Origin of the sequence: Priestia sp. TGN 0903, from assembly GCF_050846855.1 — a bacterium.
GTDB classification, from domain to species: Bacteria; Bacillota; Bacilli; order Bacillales; family Bacillaceae_H; genus Priestia; species Priestia zanthoxyli.
In genome coordinates this window covers 557,096-573,086 of sequence record NZ_JBOZGL010000004.1, presented here as the reverse complement: position 1 = coordinate 573,086, position 15,991 = coordinate 557,096, and the positions used below count along the sequence as shown (strand labels likewise).

The following is a 15,991-nucleotide window of genomic DNA, read 5'->3' as shown; positions in this document are numbered from 1 at the left end:
TCATATATCCCATTTGTTCGTCTTTAGAATTAGATTCATTTCGGTATGTCTCAACCTTTTTCTGTCAGTGTACATCTTTTAAATCCAAGTTTTGAATGAACTCAATAAAAGCTTTTACAATGTTAATTTTTAAGGAGTCCTCATGATAAAACATCCATGTGCTGCGCGTTAAAGGTACTTGATCTTTAGTTTTTAACGTGTATCTGTAAATCTCTGCAGCATCGTCAAGCAGCATACTCGGCAAAATCGCATAGCCCAGTCCGTTTACAACCATCTTTTTACATGTTTCTGCTTTATCTACTTCAATGCTGACAAGGGGAGGCTGAGAGTAATTTTCAGCCCACCAGTTATCAACGGATGTTTTTAAAAAACGATCTTGATGATAATCAATTCGAGGTAGATTGGGAAGATTGTTTATGTCGACAGGCTGTGCAGACGCAATGCAAATTGTTTCTTTAAAAAGCAGCTCTTTTTGATCTTGCCAGTTATAATCACCTTTTACAAACGCAATATGAACATCGTGCTTATAAAGCAGATGAGCCATGTCGCTGCTCCATCCGGTTGTGACTTTGAATTCAACATCAGGAAATCGCTCTTTAAATAAACGCAATAGCCCAGGGAGCTTGTAGTCAGTGAAAAAGTTAGACACGCCTAGACGTAAAGTCCCGGTTAATTGATCATCCATGTTTAACACATTTTCTTTTATTTTTTGAACCGTAAGCAGCATTTCTTCTGCGCACTTCACTAAATATTCTCCCTGCGGTGTAAACTGAACTCCGCGGCGCCCTCTATTTACAATCTGAACATGAAATTCCTTCTCCATCTGCTGCAGTCTATGCGTAAGCGCAGGCTGAGATATAAATAGCTCCTTGGCTGCTTTTGTAATGTTTTTCTCACGGTACAATACTTGTAGAATAAGCCAATCTCGATCGTCCATACTACCCCTCCAGGAATAAAAAAAATGAATGGTTTATAATAAAATTTCGATATTTTAATTATTTCTAAAATTATACTATAGTTAAGAAGAGAAATGTTCGGTGTAAGAAAGAAAAGCCTTGTAGAAGGAAGGAAGTAGGTATGAACGCAAGAGTTGTTTTTTTACAATCTATATTTTTTATTCTATTAACAAGCGTGGGAGGATTTCTTTTATCGTTAACAGGCTTATCCATTGGCTGGATGCTTGGGACTCTCATTTTAGCTGCTATTCTAGCTTTTCGAAAGCCGCGTTTTTTATCTCAAACAAGCAAAAAAGGCATTCCAAAATATTGGCTGTACGCTGGACAGTGCATTTTAGGGATTGAATTAGGTCAAAAGATTAACTTATCTGTGGTGACTACGTTTCAATCTCACTGGTCCACCATTACGATTATGCTTTTGCTGTCCGTTGTTTTTTCTCTTTTATCCGGTTATTTGCTATGGAAGTTCAGTTCCACAGACTTATTAACAAGCTTTTTCGGTACGACTCCGGGTGGAATGAGCGCCATGCCAGGCATGGCTGAAGAAGTAGGAGCCAATACGGCAGTTGTAAGCATCATTCAAACGATGCGCGTGTTTTTAGTTGTGCTTGCTGTTCCTTTATTTGTAGTCTATTGGGGAAGTAATACAGGACGGCATGCAGTGTCCGTTACCCCGAGTGTTTTTGAGTGGGGATCACTGTTGTGGACAGGCGTTTTAATTGTTACAGCAGTAGTCGGCTATTATATAGGGAAAAAACTAAAATTTCCTGCTCCTTGGTTAGTAGGAGGAATGCTTACTGTTGCAATTGTTCAAACAGCTGCTTCATCGTACGTGGGGTATAATCTTCAAGCATACTGGCCTCATTCTGTGATGATTTTATCGCAAATTTTTATTGCTTCAAGCATTGGTTCTCGCTTTCATAAGGAAATGTTCATTGGAGTAAAAAAAATTATGGTTGTGGCGCTTATTAATACAATTGGTTTAATCGCCGCCATGTTTGTATGTGCACTATTCGTTTCCAAAATAACTGGAATTGAGCTTATCACGTCTATTTTAGCGTTTGCTCCTGGAGGCATTGCAGAAATGGCGACTACATCCATTGTACTGCAGGCTGATTCGACGTTAGTAGTAGCGGTCCAAGTGCTTCGTATTTTAACAATTTGGCTGCTTCTGCCTCCGCTGTTTCGCATGTTTCATCAGTGGGGAGAAAGAAAAAGAATACATTCACACGTTTCATAATAAATATGTGAATGCACTAGGTAGAGTAAGAGAGAGTTTTAAAGAGGGAAATGGGGGGAGAATAGATGAGTAATAAAGAAATGGTGGTCAGTCAGTTCGGGGGGAATGCCGGAAAGTATGTCAAAAGTAAAGGTCATGCAAAAGGCAAAGATTTAGCGGTTTTAGCGGAAATTGCTGAAGAAAATAGAGGAGGAAAGCTGCTTGATGTAGCGACAGGAGGAGGACACGTGGCAAATAAGCTAGCACCTGTCTTTCAAGAAGTAACGGCTTTTGACTTAACTCCTCAAATGTTGCAAAGTGCTGAAGGCTTCATTAAAGAAAATGGTCATGAAAATGTATCGTTTGTTCAAGGAGATGCTGAGGATATGCCATTTCAAGATGACAAGTTTGATACGGTAACGTGCAGAATTGCACCGCACCATTTTCCTAATATTAAACAGTTCATCAAAGAGGTATACCGAGTGTTAAAGCCAGGAGGACAGTTCTTGCTCATTGATAATGTAGCACCGGAAGTGAATGCGTATGACGAGTTTTATAATCGAGTTGAAAAGACAAGAGATCCAAGCCATTATCGTGCTTATAAAAAAACAGAGTGGCTTTCTATGCTTGAAATGCAAGGATTCCGTACAGAAGTGCTGACAACTTTTCCAAAGCGCTTTTTATTTGATGACTGGTGTGCGATGATGAATGTTCCCCAAGAGACAAAGCGTGAGCTTACTCAATATATGCTGAATGTACCAAGCGGATTTAAACAGTTTTTCGAAATCAAAACGAATCAACAGGGAATTGAATCGTTTCAAGGAGAAGCAATCTTTGTAGCGTGCTACAAACATAAATAAAAAGAAGCCAACTCCGGTGAGTTGGCTTCTTTTTTTACTTATGCTCGTTGGTTTGAACGATTTCCAAAATATTGCGTAATACGGTCTAAAATAATTGCTAAAATAACGATTGAAATTCCAGCTTCAAAGCCCGTGCCGACTTCAAGTCGAGAAACTGCACGATATACTTCTGCACCAAGTCCCGGAGCACCTACAAGAGAGGCAATAACGACCATTGAAAGAGATAGCATGATGCTTTGGTTAATTCCTGCCATAATTGTTTTTGTAGCTAATGGAAGCTGTACTTTAAATAATTTTTGTTTTGTTGTTGAACCGTAGGCATTTGCTGCTTCTACTAAGTCAGCGGGTACTTCACGAATACCTAGGTTCGTTAAGCGAATCGTTGGAGGCATTGCAAAGATAACAGATGAGATAACACCTGGCACCACACCAATTCCAAAGAAGAAAAGTGCTGGAATCAAATACACAAATGCCGGCATCGTTTGCATAAAGTCTAAGATTGGCGTAATAATCCGAGCTGTCTTTTCGCTTTGAGATGCCCAAATGCCTAGCGGGATTCCTACTATAATTGAAATTAATACGCTTGTTAAAACGAGGGCTAGTGTGTCCATTGTTTCTTGCCAGTAGCCAAGATTAAGAATAAATAATAGACCAATCATCGATAAAATAGTAAATGACCATTTTTTACTTGAAAACCAAGCAATGATTCCGACAATTAAGATTAAAATTAATGCTGGTGGAAAGGTTAGCACTAGTACAATAAAACTTACAATACCATCGACAATAGCTGAAATAACATCAAAAAACCCTTTGATATTATCATTTAAAAACGTGACAAAATGGTCAATCCAATTGCCAACGGGAATTTTAGGAATACTATTCATTTACGTTCACCTCATTACTATCAGTACCGGCAAGTGCTTCAATCACTCGCTCTTTTTTAATGATGCCGCGCAGACGATGGTTTTCATCTACAACCGGTAGCGGGAAACGGCTGATAACCATTTTGTCGTACAAGTTTTCTAGTAGCGTATCTGTCGTAACAGTCGGAATATCCGTATCTAATACGTCTGCTGTCAGTTTATCTTGTTTAATGGCGCGGCTGATATCATCTGCCGTTACAACTCCTAGAAGAGTTTTTTTCTTGTCTACGACGTAGATGCTTGAATAACCAGCTTCTTGCATAATTTTAAGAGCCACGCGCGGACCACGGTCTACGGTAATGGATTCGGCACGATTCATCACGCTTTCAGCTGTGTATACTTTAGCTACATTAACGTCTTCGACAAAGCGCTCTACATAATCATTGGCAGGGTTTGTCATAATTTCTTCAGGTGTTCCTACTTGAACAACACTGCCGTCTTTCATTAAAACGATGCGATCTCCGATTCGAAGAGCTTCATCAAGATCATGGGTAATAAAAATGATTGTTCGCTCCATTTTTTCTTGAAGCTCCAGCAAAAAATCTTGCATGTCTTTACGAATAAGCGGATCTAGTGCACTGAATGCCTCATCCATTAATAAAATGTCAGGGTCATTGGCAAGTGCTCGAGCTAGTCCGACGCGCTGCTGCATACCGCCGCTCAGTTCACCGGGATATTGATTTTCGTATCCTTTTAAACCTACTAATTCAAGCGCTTCTTTTGCTTTCTTTTCGCGTTCGGCTTTTGGTGTACCTTGAACTTCTAATCCGTATTCTGTGTTATCAAGAACCGTACGGTGAGGGAATAAAGCAAAGTTTTGGAAAACCATGCTCATTTTTTTTCGGCGCATGTCGCGAAGTTCCTCTTTGTTCATTTTTACTACATCGTCACCGTCTAAAATAAGAGATCCAGATGTTGGTTCAACAAGGCGGTTAAACATGCGAACTAAAGTGGATTTACCGCTTCCAGACAGGCCCATAATGACGAAGATTTCACCGGATTTGATTTCGAAGTTTGCTTGATTAACTCCAATTGTCATTCCTGTTTCTTCTAGAATTTCTTTTTTTGTTTTTCCTTTTTGAAGTAAATCAATCGCTTTTGACGGATTCTTACCAAACACTTTGGTTATATTTTGTACTTTTAATTTTACGTGTTCCATATGTCCACCTCAATTGTTGTTTTCTTTTACGTTCATTACTTTTTCGTCCAACTATCGATTAACTTTTTATGTTTTTTTACCCATTTCTGTGCTGCTTCTTCAGGGTTTGGAGATTTTTCAACTTGTGACAGAAGAGGACTGATTAATTTATCGTTCATCTGTGCATTATTCATCCATTTTATGACTTGAGGATTTGTCTTTTTAAATTCCTTGCTTGTCATTGTGTAAATGTTGTCAGGGTCTCCAAACGAGTTTTTAGGATCTTCTAAATATTTGATGTCAAAGTCTGCAAAAGCCCAGTGAGGATTCCACATAGTAACAACAATTGGTTTTTTGGCATCATAGGCTTTGCGCAGTTCACTGAGCATAGCTGCCTCAGACGATTTTACAAGCGTATAGCTTTTAAGGTTATAATCTTTTAATGCTTGTTCGGCTAATCCGTTAATGCTGGAGCCTGGGTCAATTCCAATAACTTTGTTATCGACATCAGAAGCAACCTTAGCAAGGTCTTCTGTTGTGTTCACGTCTTTCATATAGGCGGGAACCGCAAATCCTAAGCGCGCATTTTTAAGCCAAGGGTCTTCAATGTTTACTTGATCTTTATACTTTTTGTAAAAAGGCGCATCTGTTGTAGGAAGCCATGGTGCAAACGAAATATCAATGTCGTTATTAGCTGTTCCTACCCAAACACCGGCTTTCTCTAAGAAAACAGTTCTAACCTTATAACCTCGATCTTCTAAAATCTGTTTCCATACGTACGTGTAGGCAATGTTTTCAGTATAGTTATTCATGCCGATGGTAATGGTTTTTTTATCTTTAAAGGCGCCATTACCGTTGCCGCAAGCTGAAGTAATAACTAGAAGAAAACAAATCATGCTGATTAAAAATAGTTTCTTCATGCAATGTAACTCCTTTATAAAGTTTTAAATCAATATGACTGATATGTAGAACGGATGCTAAACACAACGAAGTGTATACCCGGTTTTTTTAGGTGGTAAACATAAAAAATATAAAATGTGAAATAGAGTGGGTGATTTTTCGGCGTTATAAAGTTATTTTTAGCTAAAAATGTACATCGTAGTTAAGAGAAAATATGGGAAATAAATGGATAAAATAAGTGACTGTAGAATCAGTCTTACATGTTATCACTCTTTTTTTTACTCCGTCAACTTCAAGTCAAGAGTAATTCGGCAATTGAGCCGTATAAACCGATACGAAAAAATATCTTTTTAATAAAGTTATTTTTTAGGAAGAATAGGTGATTAAAGAGCTTTGCATCAGCTTTTACCTTGAATTGTAAAAGGAAGAAAGATAACAGTGAGACATATAAGAAACGTGAGAGGAAATTGATAAAATAAAAAAATATTTTTGAAGCCAGCATACGGATAAATTTTTGATTGAATTTAAAGATTCAGAAAATTTCATCTTGCATAATTTCAACTTCTTATAGTAAAATGAATGAAAGTCATTCATTTTATAGGTGGAGGGAAAAAGTTGGTTACAAGCACAAGTGAAAAATACGATAAGATTTTACAGGCAGCGATTGAAGTCATATCTGAAAAAGGACTTGATAAAACATCAATTTCAGACATTGTAAAGCGTGCAGGCGTAGCACAAGGGACTTTTTATCTTTATTTCAGATCTAAAAATGCTCTTGTTCCGGCTATTGCAGAAAACTTACTTTCTTTGTCACTTGAAAAAATCAAAGAACGAGCTAAAACAGCAACGGATTTTTTAAGTACATTAGAGGTAATGATTGACGAAACGTATAAAACAACAGATGAATATAGGGATGTTCTTGTTTTATGCTATTCAGGGCTCGCTTTTGACTATTCATTAGAAACATGGGAAGCTATTTATTTACCTTATTACAACTGGTTTGAAGAGGTATTAAATCAGGCTGTTAGAAAGGAAGAAGTCATCAAGCAGCTTAACGTTAAATGGACAGCTAAGACGATGATTAATTTGATTGAAAATGCTGCTGAACTTTTTTATATCGGGCGAGAGCAAGATGTCACACTTGAGCAATCAAAGGAAGAACTTTTTCAATTCTTAAAGCGTTCTCTTGTGCCATCCGTGTAATATTAGCACTGCTGATATTACATCTACTAAAATGACTGACATTCATTCAAAATATACAATTAATTATCAGAATTATAAGTTTTTTAAGGTTTAAAATGACTGACAATCAGTCGTTATTCGATAAGGAGGTATTTTATGGATCGTACAGCCGTTAAAACTTTAACCTTGAATATGTACATAAACGGAGAGTGGAGAAAAGCAGAGAAGCAGCGCTCTACTGTTAATCCAGCGACAGGTGAAGTGATTGGATATGCTGCAGAAGGCAGCACAGAAGATATGAAAGCAGCAATTGAAGCAGCACGAGAAGCCTTTGACAACGGAATTTGGTCTGAGACTTCTGCATCTGACAGAGCAGCCATCTTATTCAAGATTGCCGATAAGCTTGAGGAAGCGAAAGAAGAACTAGCAGCATTAGAAACAATGGATAACGGAAAGCCCTATCGTGAAGCTGAGGCTGATGTGGAAGATGCAGCTGCTTGTTTTAGGTATTACGCTGGGTTAATTACAAAGCCAGACGGTCAAACGTACAGCGTTCCTGCACCTATGCAAGCAATGGTTATAAAAGAACCAATCGGCGTGTGCGGATTGATTGTACCTTGGAATTATCCGCTATTAATGAGCGTGTGGAAAATTGCACCTGCTTTAGCTGCAGGAAATACGATTGTATTTAAACCTTCTGAAGTGACACCAGTTACTCCTACAAAACTTTTTGAGATCTTAGAAAGCGTAGGATTGCCAAAAGGAGTGGCAAACCTTGTTATGGGAGCCGGAGATACTGTGGGAAATACGCTTATTCAAGATAAGCGTGTTGATAAGATTTCTTTTACAGGCGGAACGGTAACTGGAAAACACATTATGCGTCAAGCAGCAGAAAATGTAACGAAGGTATCTTTAGAACTTGGAGGAAAGTCACCGAACATTATATTTGCTGACGCTGATTTTGAAACAGCTGTAGATTATGCCTTGTTTGGAATTTTTGCAGGGAGCGGCCAAATTTGCGCTGCAGGTTCTCGTATTTTAGTAGAAGAAAGCATTGCTGAGCGATTTATCGAACGTTTTGCAGAACGTGCTCAAAAAATTAAAGTAGGAAATGGAATGGACCAAGAGATTGAAATGGGTCCTCTTGTAAGTGAAGAACATATGAAAAAAGTATTAAAGTACATCGAAATTGGAAAGCAAGAAGGCGCCCGCCTTGTATGTGGAGGCAATCGAATCACCAGCAGTGGATTGGAAAAAGGATTCTTTGTAGAACCTACGGTTTTTAGTAGCGTTACGTCAAATATGAAAATTGTGCAAGATGAAATCTTTGGGCCCGTGGTTGTTATTCAAACGTTTAAAGATGAAAAAGAAGCTATTAAGCTTGCAAATGATACGGAATATGGTTTGGCAGGCAGCGTGTTTACAACTGACGGTGCAAAAGCTCTTCGGGTGATTAAAAAGCTGCGTGCGGGCATCACTTGGGTAAACACGTATCATTTTACGTTTAACGAAGCACCTTGGGGCGGATATAAGCAGAGCGGAATTGGCCGAGGACTGGGCACGTTTGGATTGGAAGAATTTCAAGAAGTAAAACAAATTAATATTAATTTACAAGTAGAGCCAATCGGCTGGTTTAAAAATTAAAAAGTAGAGAAGGAGCGATATTAAAATGAATACAGTGACGAAAAATCAAGAGGTAAACAAAGCATATGGTGAAGTAAACGAATACATCAACAAAGTGCTGGGACTTATTGAAAAAAGCGAAGTGTCAGCTGAAGAAGCACAGTGGATTACGAAAGAAACAGTAGACGGATTTCGCGAGCATGTCAACCCAGGCTTTTTAGAATATCGTAAAACAGTAACGGTGGATACGCAGTTTGCAGCTGTTGAATGGTCAGATGAAGGTTCTTGTTTTACGGATGTAAACGGTAAAAAATACATTGATTGTTTGGGCGGGTTTGGAATTTATAACGTGGGACACCGTCATCCTAAAGTAGTCAAAGCTGTTCAAGATCAGCTTCAGCGTCAAGCCCTTCATAGCCAAGACTTATTAGATCCACTTCGTGCGATGCTTGCTAAAATTTTAGCAGATATTACACCGGGGGATTTGAAGTATTCCTTTTTCACAAACAGCGGAACAGAAAGTGTAGAAGCCGCTTTAAAACTAGCGAAAATGTATAGTGATCGAACAACGTTTATTTCCACAACACGTTCTTTTCATGGAAAAAGTCTAGGTTCTTTATCAGGTACGGCAAAAGGAATGTTCCGTAAACCATTTCTGCCGTTAATTCCAGGTTTCCGTCATGTACCGTTTGGTGATATTGACATGATGCGCAAAACATTTGAAACGTGCGCGCTTGTAGGGGAAGATGTGGCAGCTGTTTTGTTAGAACCAATTCAAGGAGAAGGGGGCATTATTCTTCCTCCTGAAAATTATTTAAAAGAAGTGCGTGCACTATGTGATGAGTACGACGCTATCTTAATTTTTGATGAAGTTCAAACAGGCATGGGACGTACCGGTGAAATGTTTGCATCAGAATTATACGATGTTGTACCCGATATTTTATGTCTTGCTAAAGCGTTTGGAGGAGGAGTTATGCCTGCTGGCGCGGTTGTAGCAAAAGAAAAAGTGTTTTCAAGCTTCTTTGATAATCCGTTTATGCACACAACAACGTTTGGAGGCAACCCGCTTGCCTGCGCAGCGGCTATTGCAACTATTAACGTGTTGATTGAAGAACAGCTGCCAAACCGTGCAAAAGAGCTAGGAGAATATTTCCTTGCTGGTTTAAAGAAAGCTGCTGAAAACCATGGAGATAAAGTACTTGAAATCAGAGGGCAAGGCTTAATGATTGGAATTGAGTTCCACCAAGATGAAATTGGCTACGCGCTTTCTAAGGGAATGTTTGATGAAGGAATTCTAGTAGCTGGGACGCTTGTAAACTCTAAAACAATTCGTATTGAGCCACCGTTGACTATTGCAGCTGAAGAAGTAGATCAAGTCATTTCTACATTTGAAAAAGTATTAAATGAGCTGAACCACCAATAAATGTAACAAGGAGCAATGAATATGAGTCGTCAAACGTTTCTTATTCCTGTATTGCTTTCAATGATTTTAGTAGTGGAAATGCCTAGCGACTAACTGAAATCATTGAAACGGAGGAGTAAATTATGAAATATCCATTGTCCCCAGATGTCAAACCAGAGTTTTGTACAACGGGCTCATTTATGAGGCTGCCAGCGGAAAGAGAAAATGCAAAAGTAGGGCTAGTAGGAATGCCGTTTGATACGGCAGCATCTTTCAGAGTAGGTGCACGCTTTGCACCTCAAGCCATTCGTCAAGCTTCCATGACGCTGTTTCCTTATCACCCGGTACACGACGTATACCCATTTGATGATACAAATGCCATTGATATTGGTGATGTGCCGGTTATTCCGCACAATATTCACAGAAGCTATGAATTGATGGAAGAAGCGGTAGGAGCTCTTATGGATAGAGGAATCGTTCCAATTGGAATCGGAGGAGATCATTCTGTTACTTTAGCAAGCCTTCGTGCTGCTGCTAAAAGATATGGCCCAGTGGCTATGATTCATTTTGATTCTCATACAGATACGTGGGATACGTATTATGATGAAAAATATTGGCACGGATCTCCTTTTATACGCGCATATGAAGAAGGGCTAGTAGATCCGAAGAAAGTTTTTCAAATTGGTATTCGCGGAACATTAAATCATCCGGGAGATGTTCAAGAAAGCAAAGATCTCGGTTACCATGTAGTAACGGCAAGAGAGCTTGAACATCAAGGGTTTTCATTGATTTTGGAGCAAATGAAGACAGCGATTGGAGATACCCCGTGCTTTTTAACATTTGATATTGATTTTGTTGACCCTTCGTGTGCACCGGGAACGGGAACGCTTGAAGTAGGCGGATTCAGCAGCAGAGAAACGCTGCAAATGATCCGTTCTCTGACGGGATTTAACTATGTTGGATTCGACTTGGTAGAAGTGCTGCCCGCTTATGATCCAACGCAGATAACCTCTTTGCTTGCAGCTACAATCATTCATGATTTTGCTAGTTTAGTTGCAGTGAAAACGAAAAGAGAGTCATTGGATACGATGATTAAATAACAGTTTGTAAGCAGAATTCCCTCTTATTCAGAGGGTATTTCTGCGTGGATATAGCAGGAGATTAGGAATATATAGCTATTTAAAATAAAGCGCTTTCATAATATGATAAAAGAAAAAGATAGTTTGTTAGCAACCCTTACCAACTTAAAGAAATAAATCATATATTTGCTTATAGTAAATGTAACAACTCTTTATATAAAAATGAATGAAAGTCATTCATTTTTATATAAAGAAATTAAATCATATGCATTTATGGGTTAAATTGTCAGAATGTTCTTAATAAAGTGAAGGGGGAAGATAAATGAAACATGAAACAGTAACATTAAAAAGGTCGTTGAAATTATGGCAGATTGTATTAATGGGGATCGGATATATGACTCCGATGGTAGTGTTTGATACGTTTGGGATTGCGTCTGATATGACGAATGGACACGTTCCCACATCTTATATCATAGCCCTTGTCGGGATGCTTCTCACGGCAGTAAGCTACAAAAAGATGATTCAAGTGTTTCCAAATGCAGGCTCAGCCTATACATATACGCAAAAGACAATCAATCCACATTTAGGGTTCCTAGTTGGCTGGTCTGCACTAATGGATTATCTCTTTTTACCGATGGTTAACGCACTTATTTTTCAAATTTATTTATCATCTATTTTTCCTTCGGTACCATCGTGGATTTGGGTTGTCAGTTTCGTCATTATCGTTACGCTGCTAAATTTACGAAGCGTTAATTTCACCGCCAATTTCAATACGTTTCTTGTTGTATTTCAAATGACGATTTTAGTATTGTTTGTTGCTGTTTCAATCAAAGCGTTGCTAGGCGGAATGGGGGAAGGAACCCTTTTTTCTATGAAGCCTTTTTTTAATCAGAACATGACGTCATCAGGGCTAATAGCGGGAGCGACACTTATGTGTTTTTCCTATTTAGGGTTTGATGCAGTGGCCATGTTATCAGAAGAAACGCCCAATCCTAAAAAAACGATTCCGCGAGCTATTTTTTTAGTTGCGTTAATTGGAGGAGTCATGTTTACCGTGACATCTTATTTTATCCAAGCGGTTTTTCCAACGTTAGAAGGATTCAAGCATCCAGACGCTGCAGCTCCTGAAATTGCTATGTATGTGAGCGGCACGCTGTTTCAAATTGTCTTTTTAGCTGGAGGAATTGCAGGAACATTATCATCAGGCATGTCATCGCATGCAAGCGTTTCACGTTTATTATACGTAATGGGACGGGATCGAATTTTACCTCAGTCATTTTTTGGTTATGTTCATCCTAAGCTGCGCACTCCCTCGCGAAATATTGTATTGGTCGGAGTTGTATCAGCAACTGCCATTTTCTTCAGTCTGGCAACGGCTACTTCATTTATTAATTTTGGAGCACTCATTGCGTTTTCTTTTGTTAATATTTCGGTTATCGCGCACTATGCTGTTCATCAAAAGCAGCACCGGTCGGCTAAGGGATTTTTGTCATACATTGTTATGCCACTATTAGGAGCAGCAGCGATTGGCGTTTTATGGCTTAACTTGGAGCGCAATTCATTTTTACTTGGGATTGGCTGGGCGATTGCTGGTTTAGTTTATTTGGTGTATGCAACGAAAGGTTTTAGAAGGCAGCTGTCTTCCATTGAGTTTAAGGAAACAGAAGAAATGTCACCTTTGATGAAAGTCGGAGAAAAGTAAGGATAGAAACTACCTGTTTAAGCCTATCTTATTAAGGAAGCCACATTTATGGATTACGTATTTTGAACGTGTTACTATGTAAGAACGATAAGATAGAAAAAGGTAGGTAAATTATGATTAAAGCAGTTGTGTTTGATTTTGATGGATTAATTATTGATACAGAATCAGTGTGGTACGAGGTGTACCGCGAAATGTTAGAAGACAGGGGAGTAGATCTACCGATTGCAACGTTTGCTTCTTATGTGGGAACGGATGCTACGGCACTTTACGATTATTTGCTTCAGCAGTTTAACAATGAGTTCACGAAAGAGGAACTGGCTCAAGAATCGTTAAGACGTCATCAAGAAAAAATGAAATCATTAGTAGCCCGAGAAGGTGTAGCAGAGTACTTGGCAGAAGCAAAAGAACTTGGATTAAAAATTGGTTTAGCAAGCAGCTCATATCGCGACTGGGTAACAGCATTTTTAAAAGAGCTAGATTTGCTGCACTATTTTGAAGTCATTCAAACGCGCGATGATGTAGAAAAAGTGAAGCCAGATCCGGCTCTTTACCGAAATGCAATTGAAAAGCTAGGCGTAGAGCCTTCTGAAGCTTTAGCATTTGAAGATTCTTCTAATGGAGCAAGAGCTGCCATGGCAGCAGGCTTGCGCTGTGTGATTGTACCAAATCCGTTAACTAAACATCTGTCATTCGAAAGATATCACTTACATATCGAATCGATGAAAGAGAAAAGTTTAAAAGAAGTGATTCAGTATCTTTGTATTGAAGATTAAAAAGAAAGGACGCTCCTACTGCGTCCTTTCTTTTTTTATAGAATGGGTATAACTTTTTTAATTAAAAAATAACGAATCAGCTTGTTTAAATAGATAAAACTGATATAATGATAACGATTATCAGTTTCAAGAGTCAATTATCTACATAAAGATACAAGCAGGAGGAATGACATTTGAATAAGAAAAAAATAGGACTGCTGGCTTTTATTACAATGCTGGCAATCGGAATGCTTATCGGCTGCAGCAGTACGAACAAGGAAAATTCAGCCGATGAAAAAAATGAAAAAACAAGAGTGGTTAAACATGAGCTCGGAGAGACAAAAGTAAAAGAAAATCCAAAGCGAGTAGTTGTATTAGAGTTAGGTTTTATTGATGCATTGTTAGATGCTGGTATTAAACCTGTAGGAGTAGCTGATGATGATAAAGCAGAACAGCTTATTGATAAAGATGTACTAAAAGAAATCAAAGGATACAAATCAGTTGGCACGCGAGCACAGCCTAGCTTGGAGTCGATTAAACTGTTGAAGCCAGATTTGATTATCGCTGATTCAGAACGTCATAAAAATGTATATAAAGAATTATCGAAAATTGCGCCAACAATTGAATTAAAAAATTTAAATGCTAATTACGATGATTTACTAAATACGGAGTTAAAAGTAGGAGAAGCGGTTGGCCAGAAGGCAAAAGTTGAAAAAGTTGTAGAAGAGCATAAGCAAAAAATGAAAGATTTAAAAGCAAAAGCGCCAAAAAATCCGGGCAATGTACTTGTTATCGCTGATGCAAATGGTAATATTAATGCTAGAACTTCAAATTTCTTTACAACGGGTGTTCTTGAGCAATTAGGCTTCAAAAATGCATTAACAGATCCTACAAAAGAGTACAGTGTAAAAATGACAATGGAACAGCTCGTAAAAGCAGATCCAGACAAACTCATTGTTATGCGAAATGAAAAAGGTCATACGCCTTTAGCAAAACAGCCATTATGGAAAGAGCTAAAAGCGGTTAAAAATAATCAAGTGTATGAAGTTGATGTATTTAAATGGTCTCTTCGCCGAAGTGTACAAGGTGCAAATGGTATTGCAGATGAAGCAGAAAAGTTATTATTTGAAGGCAAATAATAACGAAGAAAAGAACAATCCAGCGGGGTTGTTTTTTTCTTTTTATTGAACTTTCAAATGGAAGGAGGCGCAGTCTACTATGAAAGCTGTTCACGGTTTATCCAAAAGAAACAAATCTCCACTTCGCATAATAGCTATTTTTCTTGCTGTTATCATTCTTTTACTGATTTCTATGTTTTTATCTATTTCCATCGGTTCTATACATATTTCTTTTGGGACGATTAAGCAAGCTTTACTAGATTTTGACGGATCAAAAGAACAATCAATTATTCAAACTGTCCGCATGCCTCGCTTATTGGTCACGGCATTTGTTGGTGCTAATTTGGCTGTCGCCGGAGCGTTGATGCAAGCATTAACTAGAAACCCATTAGCTTCTCCTGGTATTTTTGGTATTAATGCCGGGGCATCAGCGGCAATGGTATTTTTAACGGTTTTAGTGCCAGGTGTAAGCATGATTGGCGGGGTGTTTGGAGCATTTTTAGGAGGCGCCTTTGCTGCTGTTATTGTCTACGTCATGAGTTCGTTGATTAAAGGAGGAGACAGCGATGTAAAGCTTGCTTTAACGGGTGTCGCTATACAAGGTATGCTTATGTCTCTTACACAAACGCTGCTAATTTTTAATGAAAGCAAAACAGAAGGCGTTATGTTCTGGCTCACCGGCTCAGTTATTGGGCGGGACTGGGGACATGTTCACGTGTTGCTTCCTTTTAGCATTGTAGGTCTGCTTGTTGCGTTTGGTCTGGGAAGAGCGTCTTCTTTGTTATCTTTAGGAGATGATGTAGCTAGAGGACTCGGGCAGCGAGTCTTTGCCATTAGAGCGTTCACTGCAGTTGTTGTGATTGTATTAGCAGGTGTTTCAGTGGCGATTGCGGGTCCCATTGGCTTTGTAGGGCTTGTTGTTCCCCATATGGTGCGTTATTTAATAGGTGTAGATTACCGAGTTGTTTTGCCAATGAGCGCGCTGCTTGGTGCATCTTTATTACTATTAGCAGACGTATTGTCGCGATTTATTACATACCCGTATGAGACCCCTGTAGGTGCAGTGACAGCACTTCTTGGAACACCGTACTTTATTTACTTAGCGAGACGCAAAAAAACAGAAAGGAAGGCATGAGT

At 38.7% G+C, this 15,991-nt stretch carries 14 protein-coding genes; 10 read left to right on the top strand and 4 right to left on the bottom strand.

Going from position 1 to position 15,991, the window contains the following annotated elements:
* Positions 1 to 64: 64 nt before the first annotated feature.
* Complete coding sequence (locus tag ACRPLY_RS17245; protein ID WP_028412128.1) at positions 65 to 937, bottom strand: LysR family transcriptional regulator; 873 nt, start codon at positions 935 to 937, stop codon at positions 65 to 67.
* A gap of 140 nt (positions 938 to 1,077) precedes the next feature.
* Between ACRPLY_RS17245 and ACRPLY_RS17240 the strand changes: the two genes are divergently transcribed.
* Together ACRPLY_RS17240 and ACRPLY_RS17235 are read left to right on the top strand one after the other, a co-directional pair.
* Positions 1,078 to 2,196, top strand: a complete 1,119-nt coding sequence (locus tag ACRPLY_RS17240) for an AbrB family transcriptional regulator (protein WP_028412129.1) — start codon at positions 1,078 to 1,080, stop codon at positions 2,194 to 2,196.
* Positions 2,197 to 2,261: 65 nt separating this feature from the next.
* Positions 2,262 to 3,035 (top strand): class I SAM-dependent methyltransferase, encoded by a 774-nt coding sequence (locus ACRPLY_RS17235; protein WP_049162996.1) that lies wholly within the window; start codon positions 2,262 to 2,264, stop codon positions 3,033 to 3,035.
* Between the two features lie 38 nt (positions 3,036 to 3,073).
* Here the strand turns inward: ACRPLY_RS17235 and ACRPLY_RS17230 are convergent, their stop codons facing one another.
* Genes ACRPLY_RS17230 through ACRPLY_RS17220 form a run of 3 tightly spaced genes read right to left on the bottom strand, consistent with a single transcriptional unit; the run spans position 3,074 to position 6,016 of the window.
* Positions 3,074 to 3,919 carry an ABC transporter permease gene (locus ACRPLY_RS17230; RefSeq protein ID WP_013081885.1) on the bottom strand — a complete coding sequence of 282 codons (846 nt, stop codon included), beginning with the start codon at positions 3,917 to 3,919 and terminating at the stop codon, positions 3,074 to 3,076.
* On the bottom strand, positions 3,912 to 5,117 hold the full coding sequence (locus ACRPLY_RS17225; RefSeq protein ID WP_013081886.1) for a quaternary amine ABC transporter ATP-binding protein: 1,206 nt from the start codon (positions 5,115 to 5,117) through the stop codon (positions 3,912 to 3,914). Before ACRPLY_RS17225 ends, ACRPLY_RS17230 begins: the two co-directional genes overlap by 8 nt.
* Positions 5,118 to 5,152: 35 nt before the next feature.
* Positions 5,153 to 6,016, bottom strand: coding sequence for a glycine betaine ABC transporter substrate-binding protein (locus ACRPLY_RS17220; RefSeq protein WP_432232065.1), 864 nt, complete (start codon positions 6,014 to 6,016; stop codon positions 5,153 to 5,155).
* 595 nt (positions 6,017 to 6,611) lie between these two features.
* Here ACRPLY_RS17220 and ACRPLY_RS17215 point away from each other — a divergent pair.
* The 8 genes from ACRPLY_RS17215 to ACRPLY_RS17180 all read left to right on the top strand — a co-directional run bounded on the left by ACRPLY_RS17215 (position 6,612) and on the right by ACRPLY_RS17180 (position 15,989).
* On the top strand, positions 6,612 to 7,199 hold the full coding sequence (locus ACRPLY_RS17215; protein ID WP_028412132.1) for a TetR family transcriptional regulator: 588 nt from the start codon (positions 6,612 to 6,614) through the stop codon (positions 7,197 to 7,199).
* Between the two features lie 135 nt (positions 7,200 to 7,334).
* Positions 7,335 to 8,822: an aldehyde dehydrogenase family protein gene (locus ACRPLY_RS17210; protein WP_432232064.1), complete on the top strand. Its 1,488-nt coding sequence runs from the start codon at positions 7,335 to 7,337 to the stop codon at positions 8,820 to 8,822.
* A gap of 25 nt (positions 8,823 to 8,847) precedes the next feature.
* Positions 8,848 to 10,224, top strand: a complete 1,377-nt coding sequence (locus ACRPLY_RS17205; RefSeq protein ID WP_033578138.1) for a putrescine aminotransferase — start codon at positions 8,848 to 8,850, stop codon at positions 10,222 to 10,224.
* Between the two features lie 122 nt (positions 10,225 to 10,346).
* Positions 10,347 to 11,303, top strand: a complete 957-nt coding sequence (speB, locus tag ACRPLY_RS17200; protein ID WP_033578139.1) for an agmatinase — start codon at positions 10,347 to 10,349, stop codon at positions 11,301 to 11,303.
* A gap of 301 nt (positions 11,304 to 11,604) precedes the next feature.
* Positions 11,605 to 12,984 (top strand): APC family permease, encoded by a 1,380-nt coding sequence (locus tag ACRPLY_RS17195; RefSeq protein ID WP_098113712.1) that lies wholly within the window; start codon positions 11,605 to 11,607, stop codon positions 12,982 to 12,984.
* 113 nt (positions 12,985 to 13,097) lie between these two features.
* Positions 13,098 to 13,757, top strand: coding sequence for an HAD family hydrolase (locus ACRPLY_RS17190; protein WP_416225912.1), 660 nt, complete (start codon positions 13,098 to 13,100; stop codon positions 13,755 to 13,757).
* 173 nt (positions 13,758 to 13,930) lie between these two features.
* Positions 13,931 to 14,875, top strand: coding sequence for an ABC transporter substrate-binding protein (locus ACRPLY_RS17185; protein ID WP_432232063.1), 945 nt, complete (start codon positions 13,931 to 13,933; stop codon positions 14,873 to 14,875).
* 79 nt (positions 14,876 to 14,954) lie between these two features.
* On the top strand, positions 14,955 to 15,989 hold the full coding sequence (locus ACRPLY_RS17180; RefSeq protein ID WP_098999790.1) for a FecCD family ABC transporter permease: 1,035 nt from the start codon (positions 14,955 to 14,957) through the stop codon (positions 15,987 to 15,989).
* Positions 15,990 to 15,991: the final 2 nt, after the last annotated feature.